This is a genomic window from Intrasporangium sp. (genome assembly GCF_039812505.1).
Lineage (GTDB): Bacteria > Actinomycetota > Actinomycetes > Actinomycetales > Dermatophilaceae > Intrasporangium_A.
This window is the reverse complement of sequence record NZ_JBDIAQ010000004.1, coordinates 1-18,419: the sequence shown is the minus strand read 5'-3', so window position 1 is coordinate 18,419 and position 18,419 is coordinate 1. Positions and strand designations below refer to the sequence as shown.

Annotated in this window: 20 protein-coding genes and 1 riboswitch; all 20 genes read left to right on the top strand. The window is 73.1% G+C overall.

Features of this window, described 5'->3' with window-relative positions:
- Position 1 precedes the first annotated feature (1 nt).
- Complete coding sequence (locus WMI84_RS01245; protein ID WP_347350174.1) at positions 2 to 1,000, top strand: LLM class flavin-dependent oxidoreductase; 999 nt, start codon at positions 2 to 4, stop codon at positions 998 to 1,000.
- A 29-nt stretch (positions 1,001 to 1,029) separates the two neighbouring features.
- The gene (locus WMI84_RS01240; RefSeq protein ID WP_347350173.1) at positions 1,030 to 1,788 is read left to right on the top strand and encodes an SDR family NAD(P)-dependent oxidoreductase; all 759 of its coding nucleotides are present in this window, start codon (positions 1,030 to 1,032) and stop codon (positions 1,786 to 1,788) included.
- Positions 1,781 to 3,187 carry an amidase gene (locus WMI84_RS01235; RefSeq protein WP_347350172.1) on the top strand — a complete coding sequence of 469 codons (1,407 nt, stop codon included), beginning with the start codon at positions 1,781 to 1,783 and terminating at the stop codon, positions 3,185 to 3,187. The genes WMI84_RS01240 and WMI84_RS01235 overlap by 8 nt, the downstream gene beginning before the upstream one ends.
- Positions 3,184 to 3,948, top strand: coding sequence for an enoyl-CoA hydratase/isomerase family protein (locus tag WMI84_RS01230; RefSeq protein WP_347350171.1), 765 nt, complete (start codon positions 3,184 to 3,186; stop codon positions 3,946 to 3,948). The genes WMI84_RS01235 and WMI84_RS01230 overlap by 4 nt, the downstream gene beginning before the upstream one ends.
- 10 nt (positions 3,949 to 3,958) lie before the next feature.
- Positions 3,959 to 5,146, top strand: coding sequence for an acyl-CoA dehydrogenase family protein (locus tag WMI84_RS01225; protein WP_347350170.1), 1,188 nt, complete (start codon positions 3,959 to 3,961; stop codon positions 5,144 to 5,146).
- Positions 5,143 to 5,955, top strand: coding sequence for a MaoC/PaaZ C-terminal domain-containing protein (locus WMI84_RS01220; RefSeq protein WP_347350169.1), 813 nt, complete (start codon positions 5,143 to 5,145; stop codon positions 5,953 to 5,955). Before WMI84_RS01225 ends, WMI84_RS01220 begins: the two co-directional genes overlap by 4 nt.
- Positions 5,956 to 5,958: 3 nt before the next feature.
- The gene (locus WMI84_RS01215; RefSeq protein ID WP_347350168.1) at positions 5,959 to 8,583 is read left to right on the top strand and encodes a bifunctional FO biosynthesis protein CofGH; all 2,625 of its coding nucleotides are present in this window, start codon (positions 5,959 to 5,961) and stop codon (positions 8,581 to 8,583) included.
- Between the two features lie 133 nt (positions 8,584 to 8,716).
- Positions 8,717 to 9,736, top strand: coding sequence for a glucose-6-phosphate dehydrogenase (coenzyme-F420) (gene fgd / locus WMI84_RS01210; protein ID WP_347350167.1), 1,020 nt, complete (start codon positions 8,717 to 8,719; stop codon positions 9,734 to 9,736).
- A gap of 40 nt (positions 9,737 to 9,776) precedes the next feature.
- The gene (gene rpe, locus WMI84_RS01205) at positions 9,777 to 10,433 is read left to right on the top strand and encodes a ribulose-phosphate 3-epimerase (protein WP_347350166.1); all 657 of its coding nucleotides are present in this window, start codon (positions 9,777 to 9,779) and stop codon (positions 10,431 to 10,433) included.
- 137 nt (positions 10,434 to 10,570) lie between these two features.
- Positions 10,571 to 10,699: riboswitch (FMN riboswitch) on the top strand.
- 101 nt (positions 10,700 to 10,800) lie between these two features.
- Positions 10,801 to 11,511: a nicotinamide riboside transporter PnuC gene (gene pnuC, locus WMI84_RS01200; RefSeq protein ID WP_347350165.1), complete on the top strand. Its 711-nt coding sequence runs from the start codon at positions 10,801 to 10,803 to the stop codon at positions 11,509 to 11,511.
- 5 nt (positions 11,512 to 11,516) lie between these two features.
- Complete coding sequence (gene ribD / locus WMI84_RS01195; protein WP_347350164.1) at positions 11,517 to 12,521, top strand: bifunctional diaminohydroxyphosphoribosylaminopyrimidine deaminase/5-amino-6-(5-phosphoribosylamino)uracil reductase RibD; 1,005 nt, start codon at positions 11,517 to 11,519, stop codon at positions 12,519 to 12,521.
- 2 nt (positions 12,522 to 12,523) lie between these two features.
- Positions 12,524 to 13,147 carry a riboflavin synthase gene (locus tag WMI84_RS01190; RefSeq protein WP_347350163.1) on the top strand — a complete coding sequence of 208 codons (624 nt, stop codon included), beginning with the start codon at positions 12,524 to 12,526 and terminating at the stop codon, positions 13,145 to 13,147.
- Positions 13,144 to 14,370: a 3,4-dihydroxy-2-butanone-4-phosphate synthase gene (gene ribB / locus WMI84_RS01185; RefSeq protein WP_347350162.1), complete on the top strand. Its 1,227-nt coding sequence runs from the start codon at positions 13,144 to 13,146 to the stop codon at positions 14,368 to 14,370. Before WMI84_RS01190 ends, ribB begins: the two co-directional genes overlap by 4 nt.
- Complete coding sequence (gene ribH / locus WMI84_RS01180; protein WP_347350161.1) at positions 14,367 to 14,858, top strand: 6,7-dimethyl-8-ribityllumazine synthase; 492 nt, start codon at positions 14,367 to 14,369, stop codon at positions 14,856 to 14,858. The genes ribB and ribH overlap by 4 nt, the downstream gene beginning before the upstream one ends.
- A gap of 44 nt (positions 14,859 to 14,902) precedes the next feature.
- A complete protein-coding gene (locus WMI84_RS01175; RefSeq protein WP_347350160.1) occupies positions 14,903 to 15,166 on the top strand; it encodes a phosphoribosyl-ATP diphosphatase in 264 nt (87 codons plus the stop codon).
- 9 nt (positions 15,167 to 15,175) lie between these two features.
- A complete protein-coding gene (gene hisG / locus WMI84_RS01170; protein ID WP_347350159.1) occupies positions 15,176 to 16,021 on the top strand; it encodes an ATP phosphoribosyltransferase in 846 nt (281 codons plus the stop codon).
- 3 nt (positions 16,022 to 16,024) lie between these two features.
- A complete protein-coding gene (locus WMI84_RS01165) occupies positions 16,025 to 16,531 on the top strand; it encodes a PH domain-containing protein (protein WP_347350158.1) in 507 nt (168 codons plus the stop codon).
- On the top strand, positions 16,528 to 17,118 hold the full coding sequence (locus WMI84_RS01160; protein ID WP_347350157.1) for a flavin reductase family protein: 591 nt from the start codon (positions 16,528 to 16,530) through the stop codon (positions 17,116 to 17,118). Before WMI84_RS01165 ends, WMI84_RS01160 begins: the two co-directional genes overlap by 4 nt.
- 86 nt (positions 17,119 to 17,204) lie before the next feature.
- A complete protein-coding gene (locus tag WMI84_RS01155; RefSeq protein ID WP_347350156.1) occupies positions 17,205 to 17,957 on the top strand; it encodes a hypothetical protein in 753 nt (250 codons plus the stop codon).
- Positions 17,958 to 18,051: 94 nt separating this feature from the next.
- On the top strand, positions 18,052 to 18,419 hold a 368-nt coding region (locus tag WMI84_RS01150), incomplete at its 3' end, for a sigma factor (RefSeq protein WP_347350155.1).

Genomic DNA, 18,419 nt, shown 5'->3' with positions numbered 1-18,419 from the left:
CATGGACCGCTGGGGACTCTCGATGGGCGTCAGCCCTCGTGAACCGCTTGCCAACGTCACCGAGCTGGCCGCCGCCGCGGAGGCCAAGGGCTTCGAGGCGATGTGGTTCATCGACTTCCAGCTGGGCATGAAGGACGTCTACGCCGCGATGAACCTCGCGGCGCTGGCCACCGAGAAGATGTACGTGGGCTCGGCCGTGACCAACCTGCTCACCCGGCACCCCACGGTCACCGCCAACGCGACGATCGCCCTCGACGAGCTCTCGAACGGGCACGCCATGCTCGGTCTGGGAGCCGGCTGGTCCGCGGTCTACGGCGCCGGCGGCAAGCCCTCGAAGCTCTCCGAGCTGTCCGACGGGATCGACGAGTTCCGGGCCCTGTTCACCGGCGAAGAGCAGGAGCTGTACGGCACGAAGGTGAAGCTGGCCACCGCGACCCGGCAGATCCCGATCTACCTGGCGGTGTCCCAGCCCGGGATGCTGCGCCTGTGCGGCCGCAAGTGCGACGGCGCCGTCCTGATGGGGGCGGCCGACCCCGAGTTCGTCGACTGGCAGCTGAAGTACATCTACGAGGGCCTGGACAAGGCCGGCCGCGACCGCTCCGAGCTGACCATCGACCTGGTCGTCACCATGGCCGTCGACGACGACGAGGAGAAGGCGATGTCCGGGGTGCGGGCCTGGGCGACCAGCCAGGCCGCCACCTTCGACGTGTGGAAGACGATGCCGGCGGCCTGGGAGAAGTTCCGTCCCGAGTTCGCGGCCGCCAACTCCCAGTACCACCTCGTGGACCACCTGTCCCGGCACGCGGGTCACAAGCAGGTGGTCAGCGACGAGTTCGTCAAGTCGGTGGCCCTCGCCGGCACCGCCGAGCACTGCGTCGCACGGCTCAAGCAGCTGTGCGCCCTGGACATCGACCGGATCACGTTCGCCCTGCTGTCCGGCGGCCGCATGAGGCACATGGAGCAGCTGGCCGACGAGATCATCCCCGCCGTGCGGGCCTGAACCCGACCAAGACCTCGAAGGAGAGACCCATGACAGAGCGAAAGGTGGCCGTGGTCACCGCTGCGGCGGGTGCCGGCATCGGCGCCGCGATCAGCAGGCGGCTGGCCGCAGACGGGTTCGACGTCGTGGTGACCGACACCCACGAGCGGCGCAGCGGGGAACTGGCCCGAGCCCTCTCGGAGCAGCACGGCCGGGACTTCACCTCGTTCGTCCTCGACGTCAGCGACCCTGACGCGGTGGCGGCCGCGATGGACCGTGTCGTGTCCGAGCGCGGCCGGCTGGACGTGCTGGTCAACAACGCCGGCTGGTCGAAGATCGAGCCGGTGGCCGAGATGTCCCTGCAGACCTGGCAGCGCTGTCTCGACGTCGACCTGACCGGGACCTTCCTGGGCATGCGGCACGCCCTGCCGCACATGATCCGGGCCGGGTCCGGGTCGATCGTGAACATCAGCTCCATCGCGGCGTACGAGACCTCGACCGAGCACGGCGCGGCCTACTCGGCCGCCAAGGCCGGCGTCCTGGCCCTGACGAGGGTCGCGGCGGCGGAGAACGGCAGGCACGGCGTTCGGGTGAACGCCATCACCCCGGGCCTGATCTACAACGACTTCCTGCGCAAGATCTACCCGGACGAGTTCTTCAGCGGGTACGCCGAGAAGCGCTCGCTGGTGGGCCGGATCGGCCAGCCGGACGACGTCGCCAACCTGACCTCGTTCCTCGTCTCCGACCAGGCCGGCTACGTCACGGGTGAGGTGTACGGGATCAGCGGGGGAGTGTACCCGCATGGGTGACGACCAGCCGGCGGGGGACGACCTGCCGTGGCGTTCGATCGCCCGGCTGGTGGCGAGCTACCGCAGCCGGGAGCTGAGCCCGGTCGAGGTCACCGAGACCTTCCTCACCCGGATCGAGCAGCTGGACCCGCAGCTGCACTCCTTCGTCCGGGTCACCCCGGAGCTGGCGCTGGGACAGGCCCGTGCGGCGGAGCGGGCCTACGCCGAAGGCGGGCAGGTCGGCCCGCTGGCCGGAGTGCCGGTGTCGGTGAAGGACGCGTTCCACGTGAGCGGCGTGGTGACCACCCTGGGCTCACTGGTCTACCGAGACCAGGTCGCCAAGCACGACTCCGGCGTCGTCCGGCGGCTGCGCGCCGCCGGTGGCGTGTTCCTCGGCAAGACCAACACCGCCGAGTTCGGCCAGTCCGCGACGACGGACAACCTGCTGGGGCCCGACACCGGCAACCCGTGGGACCCGACCCGGACACCCGGCGGGTCCAGCGGGGGCGCCGCCGCCTCGGTCGCGGCTGGGCTGGCCACGGTCGCGGTCGGTTCCGACGGCGGCGGGTCCATCCGGATCCCCGCCGCCTTCACCGGGCTCTACGGTCTCAAGCCCTCACCCGGTGTCGTGCCGGACGAGAAGGGGTTCCGCGCGATGACCGACTTCGTCAGCGGGGGCCCGCTGGCCTCTCGCGTGGCCGACGCCCGGGTGATGCTGGGGGTGCTCGCCGACCGGGACCTCGCGCGGCGCACGGTGACCGGACCCCTTCGCGTTGCCTACTGTCCCCGGCCCGAAGGGCGGCCCGTCGACCCGGGGGTCGCCGCCGCGGTCGAGCAGGCCTCCCGGGCAATGTCCTTGCTGGGTCACGTCGTCACCCAGACCGACCTGCCGGTGCAGGGCTGGGAGGAGATCTTCGGACCCCTCGTGCTCGAGGACGAGCACCGCGAGCGCGGTCACCTGCTCGAACGCTTCGCCGACGAGCTGACCCGCTACGAGCGGTCGTCGCTGCGCGCCGCCCTGAGACTCGACCCGTCCGACGTGGCGCGCGCCCACGACGCGCTGCCGGAGTACCGGCAGCGCATCGACCGGCTGTTCGACGACTACGACATCCTGCTCACTCCGACGAACGCGGTGCCGGCCTTCCCGCTCGGGCAGCGGCCGACGCAGATCGCCGGCCGGGACGTCGACGCGCTGTGGGGCGCCTTCCCGTTCGCCGTCCCGTTCAACACCGCCGGGGTCACCGCAGCCTCGGTGCCGTGTGGCCTGGCGGACGGGCTTCCCGTGGGCGCCCAGCTGGTGGCCCGTGCGGGCCGCGAGCACTTCCTGCTCGACGTCTCCGAGGACCTCGAGGAGGTGCTCGGCTTCGACCGCACCGCGATGGCGCAGCGCTGGTCGCCGGCGCAGGGGTCCGTCCCATGACGGCGGGCCTGGCCACGGAGCGACACGGCGGCGTCCTGCACCTGGTGCTCGACGCGCCGCGACGGCGCAACGCCCTGACCCGCGACATGCTTCGTGGGCTGGCCGACGCACTGGCCGACATCCCCGACGACGTGACCGGCCTGGTGCTGCGCGGCGCGGGAACCACCTTCTCGGCCGGCGCCGACTTCGCCGAGCTGACCGGGACGCGGGCAGACCTGGCGTACGACGACGACGTCACCCGGGTCCGCGCCGCGATCCTGCAGTGCCCGCGCGTCGTCGTGGCCGCCGTCGAGGGGCCGTGCCTCGGGGCGGCGGCCGACCTCGCGCTGGCCTGCGACCTGCGCGTCATCGCCGAGGACGGCTACGTCCAGGTGCCGGCGATCCGCCTGGGGCTGCTCTACAGCCCCGACGCACTGGACCGGCACGCCCGTACCTACCCGATCGACGCGGTCCGCCGGCTGTTCCTGCTCGGTGAGCGGTTCGGCGGTCCGGCCGCCGTGGCCGCCGGACTGGCCAGCGCCGTGGTCCCCGGCGGCGCGACGGCCGGGCACGCCACCGAGCTGCTCGCGCGGATCGCGGCGACCGAGCTGGCGGCGGTGGCCGCCACCAAGGGCTTCCTCGACGCCGTCGTCAGCGACGACATCGACGCCGCGCACTGGCAGCAACGCCGGATCGAACTGCTCGACTCACCGGCCAGGCACCGGGCGATCCAGGCGGCCCACGACCGCCACGTGGGCCGTGAGCCGACCACCACGAGATGAAGGAGCCACGATGAGCAAAGCCCTGGACCCGCGCCGGGCCAACGACCCACGCGACTTCCTGGCCGTCGACGGCCTGCTGGACGAGGACGAACGCGCGATCAAGCAGACCGTGCGACGTTTCGTCGTCGACCGTGTCCTGCCCGACATAGCCGGGTGGTACGAGGAAGGCGTCTTCCCTCGCGACCTCGCCACCGAGATGGGCAGCCTGGGGCTGCTCGGTATGCACCTGGACGGTTACGGCTGCGCCGGCACCAACGCGGTCAGCTACGGCTTGGCCTGCCTCGAGCTCGAGGCGGGTGACTCCGGGTTCCGCAGCTTCGTGTCCGTGCAGGGCTCGCTGGCCATGTTCCCCATCCACGCGTTCGGCTCCGAGGAGCAGAAGCAGGAGTGGCTGCCCCAGATGGCCGCAGGCGAGGCGATCGGCTGCTTCGGCCTCACCGAGCCCGACTCCGGGTCGGACCCGGGCAGCATGCGCACCGTCGCCCGACGGGACGGCTCCGACTGGGTGCTCAACGGCACCAAGATGTGGATCACCAACGGCGGCATCGCCGATGTCGCCGTCGTCTGGGCGCGGACCGACGAGGGCATCCGCGGCTTCGTCGTCCCCACGACGACGCCCGGGTTCGCCGCCAGCAACATCCATGCCAAGGCCTCGCTCCGGGCGTCGGTCACCTCCGAGCTGGTGCTGCAGGACGTCCGGCTGCCGGAGTCTGCCGTGCTGCCCGGCGTCGTCGGTCTGCGCGGCCCGCTGTCGTGCCTGAACGAGGCGCGGTTCGGCATCCTGTTCGGCGCGGTCGGGGCCGCTCGGGCCTGCTACGAGGCAGCCCTGGACTACAGCCTGAGCCGCGAGCAGTTCGGCAGGCCCATCGCCGGGTTCCAGCTGGTGCAGCGCAAGCTCGTCGAGATGATGGTCAGCGTCAACCGGTCCACCCTGGTGGCACTGCACCTCGGCCGGCTCAAGGACGCCGGGAGGCTGACTCCTGCCCAGGTGAGCTTCGGCAAGATGGACAACGTCCGTCAGGCCGTCGAGGTCGCCCGGGAGGCGCGCAACAGCCTCGGCGCCAACGGGATCACCCTGGAGTACCCGGTCATCAGGCACATGACCAACCTCGAGTCGGTCTACACCTACGAGGGCACCAACGAGATCCATACCCTCACCCTCGGTCAGGCGATCACCGGGCTGGCGGCGTTCCGATGAGCGAGATGACACGCGCGCTCGCCGACCTGACCGGCACCGACCTGGGCAGCCACACCGCGTCGTACGACGAGGCCGCTGCGATCCTCTACGCGCTGGCGGTCGGCGCGCCGGAGGACCGGCTGGACCTGGTCTACGAACGAGACCTGCGCGTCCTGCCCACCTACGCCTGCGCACTGGGGCTGTGGGCGGTCGAGGCCGCGGGCCGGCTGGGAGCCTACGACCCGACCCGCTCGCTGCACGCCGCCCAGGGACTCGTCGTGCACCATCCGCTGCCCCCCGCCGGAGCGCTCGAGATGAGCGGACGGGTCGCGGCCGTCCTGGACAAGGGCAAGGCCGCGCTGGTGCAGATCGAGGTGACCGCGCGGGAGTTCTCGGCGACCTATGACATCTTCCTGCCGGGCCTGGGCGGCTTCGGTGGCGAACGCGGCCCAGCCAGGCCGGTGACCGAGCCGGTCGAGCTGGACCACAGCGACCGCTACGCCACCAGCAGGGGGCAGGCGGTGCTGTACCGGCTGACCGGCGACCGGCACCCGGTGCACGTCGACCCCGAGGTCGCGTCGGCCAACGGGTTCGAGCGGCCGATCCTGCACGGACTGTGCACCCTCGGTATCGCCACCCGGATCGTCGCGGACCAGACCGGGGAGCACCCCGCGGACCTCACCGAGCTGAACGTCCGGCTCAGCGCCCCGGTGCTGCCCGGCGACGAGATCGAGGTCCGGTCGGGGGTCCGGGACGGTATGGCGCACTTCGAGGCCAACGTCGGCGAGCTGACCGTGCTCAAGGCCGGCACGGCCCGGTTCGGTTCCTGAGCGATGACCACGGAGCCCAACCCCCGAGAGGTCAGCCGTGCCCTGCACCGGGCGGCGCTCGGTCGCACCCTGTCGGCGAACGAGCTCGTCCCGCTCCTGGCGGTACGAGCAGAAGCGCTGGCCGAGCTGTGCGGGATCGCCGCCGGGATCCGCGACCGGGCGCTGGCCGACCAGGGACGGGCCGCCACGATCACCTACTCGCGCAACGTGTTCGTCCCCGTCACCCGGCTCTGCCGGGACCGCTGTCACTACTGCACGTTCGTCCAGCCGCCCGCCAAGGTAGCGCAACCGTACCTGTCCCCGGACGAGGTGCTCGAGATCTGCCGCGCGGGGGCCGACGCCGGGTGCAAGGAGGCGCTGTTCACCCTGGGCGACCGGCCGGAGGGCAGGTGGTCCGAGGCGGCGCAGTGGCTGCAGAGCAAGGGGTATGCCTCGACGGTCGACTACCTGCGCGCGCTCGCGATCAGGGTGCTCGAGGAGACCGGCCTGTTGCCGCATCTGAACCCCGGCGTGCTCTCGTGGGAGGAGCTGCAGCGGCTCAAGCCCGTCGCGGCCTCGATGGGGATGATGCTGGAGACCACGTCGGAGCGGCTGTGGTCGGAGCCGGGCGGCTGCCACCACGGCTCGCCCGACAAGCAGCCGGCGGTCCGGTTGCGCACGCTGCACGACGCCGGACGGGTCAACGTCCCGTTCACGACCGGGCTGCTGGTGGGCATCGGGGAGAACCTGCCGGAGCGGGCCGACGCGCTGCTCCAGCTGCGCACGATCGCCCGGCTCTACTCGGGGATCCAGGAGGTGATCGTCCAGAACTTCCGGGCCAAGCCGGACACTGCCATGCGGGCCGTTCCCGACCTGGCGCACGAGGAGTACCTCGCCACGATCGCCGTCGCCCGGATCGTGCTCGGTCCCGGCGTGTCGCTCCAGGCACCGCCCAACCTGACCGAGCCGGAGTCGCTTGCCGACCTGCTCGCGGCCGGCATCGACGACTGGGGTGGGGTGTCTCCCGTCACCGTGGACCACGTCAACCCGGAGCGGGCGTGGCCGCAGGTGCAGGCGCTGCAGGACGCCACCCGGGCGGCCGGGTTCACGCTGGCGGAACGGCTGGCGGTCCGGCCCGAGTTCGTGCTCCGCGGCGAGCCGTGGGTCCACCCGAGGCTGGCCGAGCACGTGGCTGCGCTCGCCGACCCCGGGACCGGGCTGGCCCGGGTGGGCGGGGTGGTCACCGGGCGGCCGTGGCAGGACCCGGTCTCCGTGGCAGCCGACGTGGCGGGTGCAGCGGGACCGGGGGTGCAGGCCTCCGGCCGGACCGACCTGCACGTGGCGATCGACCGGGAGGGGCGCCGGTCGGCCGGACGCAGCGACCGGGACGCAGCCGGCGGAGCCTTCGGGAGCTGGGCGGCGGTGCGAGCCGAGGCGGGGCGCGTCGCTGCGCCGGAGCGGCTGCCCGCCGACGTGAAGACGGCGCTCCGGGCCGCCGAGAGCCGTCCCGGTGCGCTCTCCGACGAGGAGGCCCTGGCCCTGGCGTCCTGCGACGGCGAGGCGCTGGCGCGGCTGTGCTCACTGGCCGACGCGCTGCGCGCCGACACCGTCGGCGACGAGGTCACCTTCGTGGTCAACCGGAACATCAACTTCACCAACGTCTGCTACACCGGATGCCGCTTCTGTGCCTTCGCGCAACGCCGTGACGACGCCGACTCCTACACGCTGTCCCTGGAGCAGGTCTCCGGACGGACCAGGGAGGCGTGGGAGGTCGGCGCCACGGAGGTCTGCATGCAGGGCGGGATCGACCCCCGGCTGCCGGACACCTTCTACTTCGACCTCGCGCGGGCGGTCAAGTCCGCGGCGCCGGACCTGCACCTGCACGCCTTCTCGCCGATGGAGGTCCTGAACGGCGCGACCCGGATGGGGATCCCGGTCAGGGAGTGGCTGCAACGTGCTCGCGAGGCCGGGGTGGACTCGCTGCCCGGTACGGCGGCGGAGATCCTGGACGACGAGGTCAGGTGGGTGCTCACCAAGGGCAAGCTGCCGACCTCGGCCTGGGTCGAGGTCGTCACGACCGCGCACCGGCTCGGCATCCCCACCACCGCGACCATGATGTACGGACACGTCGACCACCCCGGTCACTGGGTCGGGCACCTGCGCCTGCTGGCGCGGATCCAGGCCGAGACCGGCGGCTTCACCGAGTTCGTGCCGCTGCCCTTCATCCACCACAACGCGCCGATCTACCTGGCCGGCCTGGCCCGGCCGGGACCCAGCCCACGGGAGAACCTCGCCGTGCACGCGCTGGCCCGGGTCATGCTGCACGGACTCGTGGACCACGTGCAGTGCTCGTGGGTCAAGCTCGGTCCGAGCGGCTGCGCCACGATGCTGGGCTCCGGGGCGGACGATCTGGGCGGGACCCTGATGGAGGAGACGATCAGCCGGATGGCCGGCTCGTCCTTCGGGTCGCTGAAGTCCATCGCCGAGATGCGCTCCATCGCCGACCTCGCCGGACGGCCGGTGCGCCAGCGCACCACGACATACGGCCGGGTGCCGGACGAGGCCACCGCACGGGCGGCGGGGTTCGACGTCTTCGTGGAGCGCAGCCGCCGGTCCCTGCCCCTGGTCGGGAGCGCGCCGTGCTCGTGAGGACGGGCGTGGTCGCGACGCAGGCCGGCCGGACCGCGGCAGGACCCATCGACCCGTCGGCCGGCCGTTCCCGGGCCCGCAAGGGGCGCCGGCCAGGTGCGAGCAGCACGTCACGAGAGGGAGAGGAAGGCACATGAAGATCGGTTACAAGGCGTCGGCCGAGCAGTTCGGCCCCAAGGAGCTCGGCGAGTACGCGGTGCTGGCCGAACGGCTCGGCCTCGACTCGGTGATGATCTCCGACCACTTCCAGCCGTGGCGCCTCACCGGCGGGCACGCGCCCAGCGCGCTGGGCTGGATGCCCTGGGTCCTGGCTCGTACCGAACGCGTCGTCGTCGGCACCTCGGTTCTGACTCCGACGTTCCGCTACAACCCGCCCGTCATCGCCCAGGCGTTCGCCACGATGGGGTGCCTGGCTCCCGGTCGGGTGATGCTCGGGGTCGGTACGGGAGAGGCGCTCAACGAGATCGCCGTCGGGTCCGTGGCGGAAGGGGAGTGGCCGGCCTTCAAGGAGCGCTTCGGCAGGCTCCGTGAGGCGGTGCGCCTGATCCGCGCCCTGTGGACCGAGGACGAGGTGACGTTCGAGGGCGACTACTACCGGACCGTCGGGGCCCGGATCTACGACCGTCCGGACCCGCTGCCCGCGGTCTACGTCGCCGCCGGCGGACCGCTGGTCGCACGGTACGCCGGGCGGGTGGGCGACGGGTTCATCTGCACCTCCGGCAAGGGGGCCGCCCTCTACTCGGACGCGCTGCTGCCCGCGGTCGCCGAGGGCCGGCAGAAGGCCGGTCGCAGTGCGGCGGGGATCGACCGGATGATCGAGCTGAAGATCTCCTACGACCGGGACGCCGACCAGGCGGCCGAGAACTGCCGGTTCTGGGCGCCGCTGTCGCTCAGCGCGGAGCAGAAGCACTCGATCGCCAGCCCCCAGGAGATGGAGGCGGCCGCCGACCGGCTGCCCCTGGCGACGGTGACGAAGCGCTGGATAGCCACCGCGGACCCCGCCGAGGTCGTGGCCCGGGTCAAGGAGTACACCGACCTCGGCTTCGACCACCTGGTCGTGCACGGACCGGGCCACGACCAGGAACGCTTCCTCACCAGCTTCGTCGAGGACGTGGTCCCGGGGCTGCGCGAGCTCGTCCCCGGGAAGCCGTGAGGGCGGCGGGCGGCCGGCCCGGCGCGCCTAGGCTGGGCCCGTGCTGATCTCACCGAGCATCCTGTCCGCCGACTTCGCCAACCTCGAGGCGGAGCTGAAGCGGATCGCCAACGCCGACTGGGCGCACGTGGACGTGATGGACAACCACTTCGTGCCCAACCTCACGCTCGGGCTGCCCGTCGTCGAGGCGCTGCTGCAGGTCAGCCCGGTCCCGATCGACGCGCACCTGATGATCGAGGACCCGGACCGCTGGGCGCCCGGGTACGCCGAGGCGGGGTGCGGCTCGGTGACCTTCCACGTCGAGGCGGCCCGCGACCCGCGGACCCTCGCCCGGGCGATCCGCGCCGCCGGCGCCCGGGCGGCGATGGCGCTGAAGCCGGGCACGCCGTTCGCGCCCTACGCGGACCTGCTGCCCGAGCTCGACATGGTCCTGGTGATGACCGTCGAGCCCGGCTTCGGCGGCCAGTCCTTCCTGGCCGACCAGCTGCCCAAGGTGCGCGAGGTGCGCGAGGCGGTCCGGCGCCACGGCGGCGAGATCTGGGTGCAGGTCGACGGGGGGGTCGGCAGCGACACGCTCGAACGATGCGCCGACGCCGGTGCCGACGTCTTCGTCGCCGGGTCCGCCGTGTACGGCGCGCCGGACGCCGCCGCCGCCGTGGAGCGGCTGCGCGCCCTCGCGCAACGCCACGCGCACTGAGGCCGCCGAGCCGTCCTGCCCACCGGGCCACCCCCGGGTGGTGGGTATGCCGCTCGGCCGGCTCGGCGGCATACCCGTGCCTCTCGTCAGGTGACCGGCGGTTGGGGCGCGGGCGCGGGTCGGTGCCATAATGCGAGTACGTGCTCCGGGGTCGGTGCAATTCCGAGCCGGCGGTGACAGTCCGCGACCCGGCCGCAGCCAGCGGCCGGTTGACCTGGTGGAACTCCGGGACCGACGGTGAAAGTCCGGATGGGAGGCAGCACGAGGTGGCGTCAGCCCCGGTCCGGCGGACCGGCGCGGGCGTCGTCACCATGGTGCCTCCCCCGGATCTCGGCCCAGCATTCGACCGGACACCGAGGAGGACCAGATGGACGTGCTGCGCTGGCTCTACGAGGCCAGCATCCCGATCGGCGGCTACCAGCTGCACTGGCTCGAGCTGGTCGGGGTGCTCTTCGGCCTCGGCTCGGCGGTCGGCGGCCTGCTCCGGCGGGTCTGGGCCTGGCCGGTCGGGATCATCGGCAACGTCCTGCTCTTCTTCGTCTACATCACGGTGACCTTCGACATCCCGGACGGGCGCGCACCGTTGTTCGGGCAGTCCGGGCGACAGATCTTCTTCATCCTGACCAGCGTCTACGGCTGGTGGCGCTGGCGACAGGTCCAGCGCGAGGACGGACGGGACCGGTCCAGACCAGCGATCACGCCCCGGTGGGCGACCGCTCGGGAACGGCTCGGCATGGCGCTCGTATGGGTCGTCGGCGTCGCCGTGGTGCAGTGGGTGTTCGCCACCATCGGCGCCGGCTGGCCGGCCCCGCGGTGGTACTACTGGTGCGACGCGTGGATCTTCATCGGCTCGATGGTCGCGACCTATGCGATGGCGCGCGGCTGGAACGAGTTCTGGCTCTGCTGGATCGCCGTCGACCTCGTCGGCGTGCCGCTGCTCGTGCACTCCGGCTACCTGCCGACGGCCGTGCTGTACGCCGTCTACTCGGTCTTCGTGATCTACGGCTTCGTGGTCTGGCTGCGCGCCTCCCGGGCCGAGCGTCCGAGCCGCGAACCGGAAGCCGCGCGGTTGGCGTGACCACGATGCCCGACACCCGGTGGATGCAGCGTGCGCTCGAGCTCGCGGAGCGAGGACGCTGGCCGGACCCGAACCCGCGGGTCGGCTGCGTGCTGGTCGACCGGGCCGGCCAGGTCGTCGCGGAGGGGGTCCACGCCGGAGCCGGCACCCCCCACGCCGAGGTGGCCGCCCTGACCCGGGCCGGCGAGCGCGCCCGCGGCTGCACCGCCTACGTGACGCTGGAGCCGTGTGCCCACACCGGCCGCACCGGCCCGTGCGCCGACGCGCTCGTGGCCGCCGGCGTGGAGGCGGTCGTCTACGCGCAGTCCGACCCCAACCCGGCGGCGGCCGGCGGGACCCGGGTGTTGCGACGCGCCGGGGTGCGCGTCCTCGGCGGCTGTTGCGCGGCCGCCGCGGAGGCCCTGAACGAGCGGTGGGCCCGCACCGTCCGGCTCGGCCGGCCGCTGGTGACCTGGAAGTTCGCGGCGACCCTCGACGGTCGCAGTGCCGCCGCCGACGGCACCAGCCGGTGGGTCACCGGCGAGCAGGCGCGGGCCGACGTGCACCGGCTGCGGGCGGCCCGCGACGCCGTGCTGGTCGGCACCGGCACGGTGCTGGCCGACGACCCGCGACTGACCGTGCGCGACCTCGACGACCGGCCGCTGCCCCGCCAGCCGCTGCGCGCTGTGATGGGGCTGCGGCCGGTGCCGGCCGGCGCCCGCGTCGCGGACGGGCCCGGTGCGCTGCAGGTGCTGCCGACCCACGATCCGGCCGCGGCACTGGCGGCGCTGTGGGACAAGGGGATCCGCGACGTCTGGCTCGAGGGCGGGCCGACGCTGGCGGCGGCGTTCGTGCGCAGCGAGCTGGTCGACGAGGTCTATGCCTACCTGGCACCCGCGCTGCTCGGCGCGGGCACGCCCGCCGTGGGAGACCTCGGCATCACCACCATGGCCGGGATCCGCCGGCTGCGGATCAATGACGTGCGCGTGATCGGGTATGACGTGCGCATCCACGCTGTCGCGAAGGAGTAGCGATGTTCACCGGAATCGTCGAGGAGCTCGGCACGGTCACCCGGGTCGACCGGGGGCACGACTCCGCGGTCGTGCGGATCGAGGGACCGGGTGTCGTCCCCGATGCCGTGCGGGGGTCCTCGATCGCCGTCAACGGGGTGTGCCTGACCGTGACCGACCACGACACGTCGGGTTTCACGGTCGACGTCATGGCCGAGACCCTGCGGCGCAGCTCGCTCGGCGCCCTCGCCCCGGGCGACCGGGTCAACCTGGAGCGCGCCATGCCGGCCGACGGCCGGTTCGGGGGCCACGTCGTGCAGGGCCACGTCGACGGCACCGCGGTCGTCACCGCGCGGACCGCGGGGGAGCGTTGGGAGGACGTCGCGTTCGGCCTCGACCCGGGGCTCGCCAGGTATGTGGCGGAGAAGGGCTCGGTCACGGTCGACGGGGTGAGCCTGACGGTGACCGGGGTGCGCGACGACGGTTTCTCGGTCTCCCTGATCCCGACGACGCTGGAGCTGACGACCCTGGGCCGCAAGCAGGTCGGTGACCTCGTCAACATCGAGGTCGACGTCCTGGCCAAGTACGTCGAGCGGCTGCTGTCCGCGCGAGAGCCGGCCGGCACCGCGACGGGGGTGCGGTCATGACCGGGGAGCTGGCCACCGTCGAGGACGCCCTGCAGGCCCTGCGGCAGGGACGCCCGGTCCTGGTCCTCGACTCGGCCGACCGGGAGAACGAGGGCGACGTCGTGCTGGCCGCCGCCACCGCCACCGGCAACTGGCTGGCCTGGACGATCCGGCACTCGTCGGGCTACCTGTGCGCGCCGATGACCGCCGCGGTCGCCGACCGGCTCGAGCTGCCGCTGATGGTCGCCGACAACCGGGACCCGCTGCGCACCGCCTACACCGTCTCGGTCGACGCGGCCCAAGGCGTGACCACCGGCATCAGCGCGGCGGACCGCACCCGTACCGTCCAGGTGCTGGCCGACCCGGCGAGCGAGCCGGCCGACCTGGTGCGGCCCGGCCACGTGCTCCCGCTGCGGGCCCGGGCCGGCGGGGTCTTCGCCCGGCCGGGACACACCGAGGCGGCCACCGACCTGGCCCGGCTGGCCGGCCTGCCGCCGGTCGGCGTCATCGGCGAGCTCGTGCACGACGACGGCGCGATGATGCGCTACGACGCGGTGCTCGACCTCGGCCGCGCACACGGTCTGCCCGTGCTGACCATCGAGGCGCTGATCGAGTGGCGCCGCCGCCACGACCGCGTCGAGCGGCTGGCGACCACCCGCATCCCGACCCGGCACGGCACCTTCACCGTCCACGGGTACCGGGACACCTTCACCGGCGAGGAGCACGTCGCCCTGGTCAGCCCCCGAGGGCTGGGACGCGGGCCGGTGCTGACCCGGCTGCACTCCGAGTGCCTGACCGGTGACGCGTTCGGCTCCCTGCGCTGCGACTGCGGCCCGCAGCTGCAGGCCTCGCTCGCGCGGGTGGGACGAGAGGGCGGCGTGGTGGTCTACGTCGGCGGCCACGAGGGCCGTGGCGTCGGGCTGGTCGACAAGCTGCGCGCGTACGCCGAGCAGGACCGCGGCGCCGACACGGTCGACGCCCAGACCGCGCTCGGGCTGCCCGTCGACGCCCGCGAGTACATCGCGCCCATCGCGATCCTGCACGACCTCGGGGTGCGCCACGTCGTGCTGCTGACCAACAACCCCCGCAAGGTGGCGGCGCTGCGGGCGCACGGCGTCGACGTCGTGGCCGTCGAGCGGCTCCAGACCGGGGTCAGCGCCGAGAACGAGCGCTACCTCGAGACGAAACGCGACCGGATGGGCCACGACCTGGTCCTCGACCACAGCGACGAGGAGACGGCATGAAGGCCGGCGCCCCCGAGATCTCGGCGGACGGCCGCGGGCTGCGCGTCGCGGTCGTCGCCGCCCGGTGGCACGAGCGGGTCATGGCCGGGCTGCTCGACGGGGCCCGCCGGGGCCTGGCCGACGCCGGGGTCACGGACGTCGACGTGGTCCGGGTACCCGGCACCTTCGAGCTGCCCGTGGCCTGCGCCACCCTCGCACCCCGCTACGACGCGCTCGTCGCGCTCGGCGTCGTCATCCGCGGCGGCACGCCGCACTTCGAGTACGTCTGCCAGGCCGCCACCGTCGGCCTCACGCAGGTGGCGACCGGCACCGGCACCCCGGTCGGCTTCGGCGTGCTGACCTGCGACGACGAGCAGCAGGCCCTCGACCGGGCGGGCCTGCCCGGCTCGGTGGAGGACAAGGGGCACGAGGCCGCCACCGCCGCGGTCGCGACCGTCGCCGCGCTGCGCGGGGCGCGCACCCGGCCCGCGGCGCCGGTCACGGCGTGAACCGACGGTCGTGAGCGGCATACGCCTCGTTAGGCTGTGACCCCGTGAAGAGCTTTGAGCAGCTGTACGCGCAGCTGGCCGACCGGGCCGCCACCCGACCGGAGGGCTCCGCCACGGCGCGCGCCCTCGACGCGGGCGTCCACGCGATCGGCAAGAAGATCGTCGAGGAGGCGGCCGAGGTCTGGATGGCCGCGGAGTACCAGTCCCACACCGAGACGGCTGCGGAGATCAGCCAGCTGCTCTACCACGTCCAGGTCCTCATGATCGCCAAGGGCATCACCTTGGACGACGTCTACACCCACCTCTGAGGTCGACCGATGCTACGAATTGCCGTGCCCAACAAGGGCTCCCTGTCCGAGTCGAGCATCGAGATGCTGCGCGAGGCGGGCTACCGGACCCGCCGCGAGCCCAAGGAGCTGTTCGTCACCGACCCGGACAACGAGGTCGAGTTCTTCTACCTGCGCCCGCGCGACATCGCCGTCTACGTCGGCGCCGGGACCGTCGATGCCGGCATCACCGGCCGCGACCTGCTGCTCGACGCGGGGGTCGACGCCATCGAGCTGATGACCCTGGGCTTCGGCGTCTCGACCTTCCGGTATGCCGCCAAGCCGGGACTGGCCGCGTCGGTGGGCGACATCGAGGGCAAGCGGGTCGCGACGTCCTTCCCCGGGCTGGTGTCCAAGGACCTGGCCGACCGGGGGATCAACGCCGACGTGGTACGGCTCGACGGCGCCGTGGAGAACGCGATCACCCTCGGCGTGGCCGACGTCATCGCCGACGTGGTCGAGACCGGCACGACCCTGCGCGCCCAGGGCCTGGCGGCCTTCGGCGACCCGATCCTGCACTCCGAGGCGGTGCTGATCAAGGGCAACCGGCCCGGGCGCGAGGTCGCCGTCGACGTGCTGGAACGACGGCTGACCGGGGTGCGCACGGCGCGGACCTACGTGATGCTCGACTACGACTGCCCCAGGGAGCTGATCGACCGGGCCACCGGGCTGACCCCCGGGCTCGAGTCGCCGACGGTCTCGCCGTTGCAGGACGAGGACTGGGTCGCGGTGCGGGCGATGGTGCCGCGGTACGGCCGCAACCGGGTCATGGACCAGCTCTACGAGCTGGGCGCGCGGGCGATCCTGGTCACCGACATCGCCGCCTGCCGGCTCTGAGCCGTGACCGACCCGGCGAGTGGGCCCGGCGCGTCCGGCTCCGCGGAGGCGTTCGCGCTGTTCCGCCCGCGTCGGGGGCGGCTGGTCGCCCTCGGGATCGTGTGGGGCTCGCTCGTGCTCTTCGGCGTGCTCGCGGTGCTGCTGCCGACCGTGGCGGGCAACGCGATCTGGAGCACGGTGGACCGGCTGATGTTCTTCGCGATCGGCGTGCTGATCGCGCTGCTCGCCTGGCGTTACGCGTCGCTTCGCGCGGTGCCGAGCCGCGCCGGCCTGGTCGTGCGCAACCTGGTGGTCACCCGGCACCTGGAGTGGGCCCAGATCGTGTCGGTCCAGTTCGGCGGCGGAGCCCCCTGGGTCACCCTCGATCTCGACGACCTCGACACCGTGGCGGTGATGGCGATCCAGAAGGCCGACGGGGCCTTCGCCGAGCACGAGGCGTCCCGGCTCGCCGCGCTGGTGGAGGCGCTCGGTGAGCCGTCCGGTCCCGAGGTCGACGGGGGCGCCCGGTGAGCCGCGGCGAGGCCGACCGCGACCACGCCGCGTCCGAACCACCGGCCCCGGGAACCCGTCCCGATCCCGACCGGATGCGCCACGTCCTGGGCCATTTCGCGACCGGGGTCACCGTCGTGACGGGCCTGGACGGCGATCGCCGGCCGGTCGGGTTCGCCTGCCAGTCCTTCACCTCGGTCTCGCTCGATCCCCCGCTCGTGCTCTTCTGCGCCGACCACCGGGGGCGGTCGTGGCCGCGGATCCGCGACACAGGCACGTTCTGCGTCAACATCCTGCGCCACGACCAGCAGGACATCGTCGACCGCTTCGGGTCCCCGACCGGGGCCCGTTTCGAGAACCTCGACTGGCGCCTGTCCGCGTACCACGCCCCCGCCCTGCCGGACGTCCTGGCCCGGGTGCACTGCGCCGTGGACGCGGTGCACGCCGGCGGTGACCACGACGTCGTCGTCGGACGGGTCCAAGGTCTCGAGCTGGTGCAGCCGGGCCGCCCGCTGCTGTTCTACCGGGGACGGTTCGCGGTCACCGAGCGGGTGCGCTCCTCCGCCCGGGTCGAGGTGACCGGCGGCTGGGACGACTTCTGGGGGTGAGCCCGACCGGTACCCAACCGGCCTGCCCGCATCGGCGTCTCAAGGGTTGGGGCGAAGCCTTCGCCCACGTTCCTCGGGAGGTCGACATGAAGACCAGCACACCGTCCCTCGTCCTCGCCGGCGCCACCGCGCTCCTCTGCGGTGCCACACTGAGCGGGGCCGCACTAACCGGGGCCACACCGACCGCTGGCGGGTACGCCGCCGCTCCGGCGGCACCCGCCAGCGCCGTCGCGAGCGCAGCGACGCCCTCCGCGGTGCCGACGCGGAACCCGGTCGCCTACGCCGACATCCTGGTGCGGGCCTGGGGTCGCGGGGACCGGGGACAGACCGACCTGCTCGCGACCGGGTCGGTCGCGCGGGCCCTGTTCGCCTACTCCACCCCCGGCGGGGTCAGCTGGCGACGGACCTCCTGGCAGGGCGCGGCCGGCACGATCTACGTCACCTACCACGACGATGCCCGCGGCGGCACGGTCACGATCGGCGTCAGCGACGTCCTGCTCGGCGAGGGCCGCAACCACGCCGCCTACGCGGTGCGCTTCTCGCAGGCGCACCCGATCGGGCCGGTGACCTACGCCGACCGTCTCGTGCGCGCCTGGGGACGCGGGGACCACCGGGCCGCGGCGACCTACGCGACCGTGCAGGTGGCCGGCATCCTGTTCGGTCATGCCGACCCGGGTGGCGGCCACTGGCGCAGGGTCGCCTCGAGCGGGGCGGCCGGGACGACGTACGTCACCTACCACGACGACCTGCACGGCGGTCGCCTGGTCCTGGCGGTCGGCAACGCGGCCGAGCAGGACGGGCAGCGGCACGCCGTCTACGAGGCCCGGTTCACGCGCTGACGTGCCCGTCGCGTCCGGTCGCCGGTCGGCCCGTGGAGCGACAATGGTCCACGGGCCGATCGCCGACGCGACCCACCACCCCCACGGAGGTCGGATGCGCAGCGGCGATCGCGACAGGGAACGCGCGGTACGGGAGATCTACGACGCGCACTACGGTGCCCTCGCGGGGTGGGCCGGGCGGCTGGTCGGTGACCGCGAGCTCGGCCACGACCTCGCCACCGAGGCGTTCGTGCGGCTGCTACGGGACCACGCCGCGGTGCACGACCCGCACGCCTGGCTCTACGCCGTGACCGCCAACCTCGTGCGGGACCACTGGCGCAGGCTGGGCCGGGAGAGATCGGCCTACGGGCGGGTCGTGGCGACGGTCGGGCCGCGGGGGGCGAGCAGGCGGGCCGGGGGCGGCGTCGGCACCGGGCGCGGCGGCCGGGCGGGCCGGTCCGGTGGGGAGCGCTGGTCCGGTGG

Excerpts from the sequence above, each read along its gene's own strand:
- WMI84_RS01245 (WP_347350174.1), top strand. The coding sequence starts at position 2 with ATGGACCGCTGGGGACTCTCGATGGGCGTCAGCCCTCGTGAACCGCTT.
- WMI84_RS01240 (WP_347350173.1), top strand. The coding sequence starts at position 1,030 with ATGACAGAGCGAAAGGTGGCCGTGGTCACCGCTGCGGCGGGTGCCGGC.
- WMI84_RS01235 (WP_347350172.1), top strand. The coding sequence starts at position 1,781 with ATGGGTGACGACCAGCCGGCGGGGGACGACCTGCCGTGGCGTTCGATC.
- WMI84_RS01230 (WP_347350171.1), top strand. The coding sequence starts at position 3,184 with ATGACGGCGGGCCTGGCCACGGAGCGACACGGCGGCGTCCTGCACCTG.
- WMI84_RS01225 (WP_347350170.1), top strand. The coding sequence starts at position 3,959 with ATGAGCAAAGCCCTGGACCCGCGCCGGGCCAACGACCCACGCGACTTC.
- WMI84_RS01220 (WP_347350169.1), top strand. The coding sequence starts at position 5,143 with ATGAGCGAGATGACACGCGCGCTCGCCGACCTGACCGGCACCGACCTG.
- WMI84_RS01215 (WP_347350168.1), top strand. The coding sequence starts at position 5,959 with ATGACCACGGAGCCCAACCCCCGAGAGGTCAGCCGTGCCCTGCACCGG.
- fgd (WP_347350167.1), top strand. The coding sequence starts at position 8,717 with ATGAAGATCGGTTACAAGGCGTCGGCCGAGCAGTTCGGCCCCAAGGAG.
- pnuC (WP_347350165.1), top strand. The coding sequence starts at position 10,801 with ATGGACGTGCTGCGCTGGCTCTACGAGGCCAGCATCCCGATCGGCGGC.
- ribD (WP_347350164.1), top strand. The coding sequence starts at position 11,517 with ATGCCCGACACCCGGTGGATGCAGCGTGCGCTCGAGCTCGCGGAGCGA.
- WMI84_RS01190 (WP_347350163.1), top strand. The coding sequence starts at position 12,524 with ATGTTCACCGGAATCGTCGAGGAGCTCGGCACGGTCACCCGGGTCGAC.
- ribB (WP_347350162.1), top strand. The coding sequence starts at position 13,144 with ATGACCGGGGAGCTGGCCACCGTCGAGGACGCCCTGCAGGCCCTGCGG.
- ribH (WP_347350161.1), top strand. The coding sequence starts at position 14,367 with ATGAAGGCCGGCGCCCCCGAGATCTCGGCGGACGGCCGCGGGCTGCGC.
- hisG (WP_347350159.1), top strand. The coding sequence starts at position 15,176 with ATGCTACGAATTGCCGTGCCCAACAAGGGCTCCCTGTCCGAGTCGAGC.
- WMI84_RS01155 (WP_347350156.1), top strand. The coding sequence starts at position 17,205 with ATGAAGACCAGCACACCGTCCCTCGTCCTCGCCGGCGCCACCGCGCTC.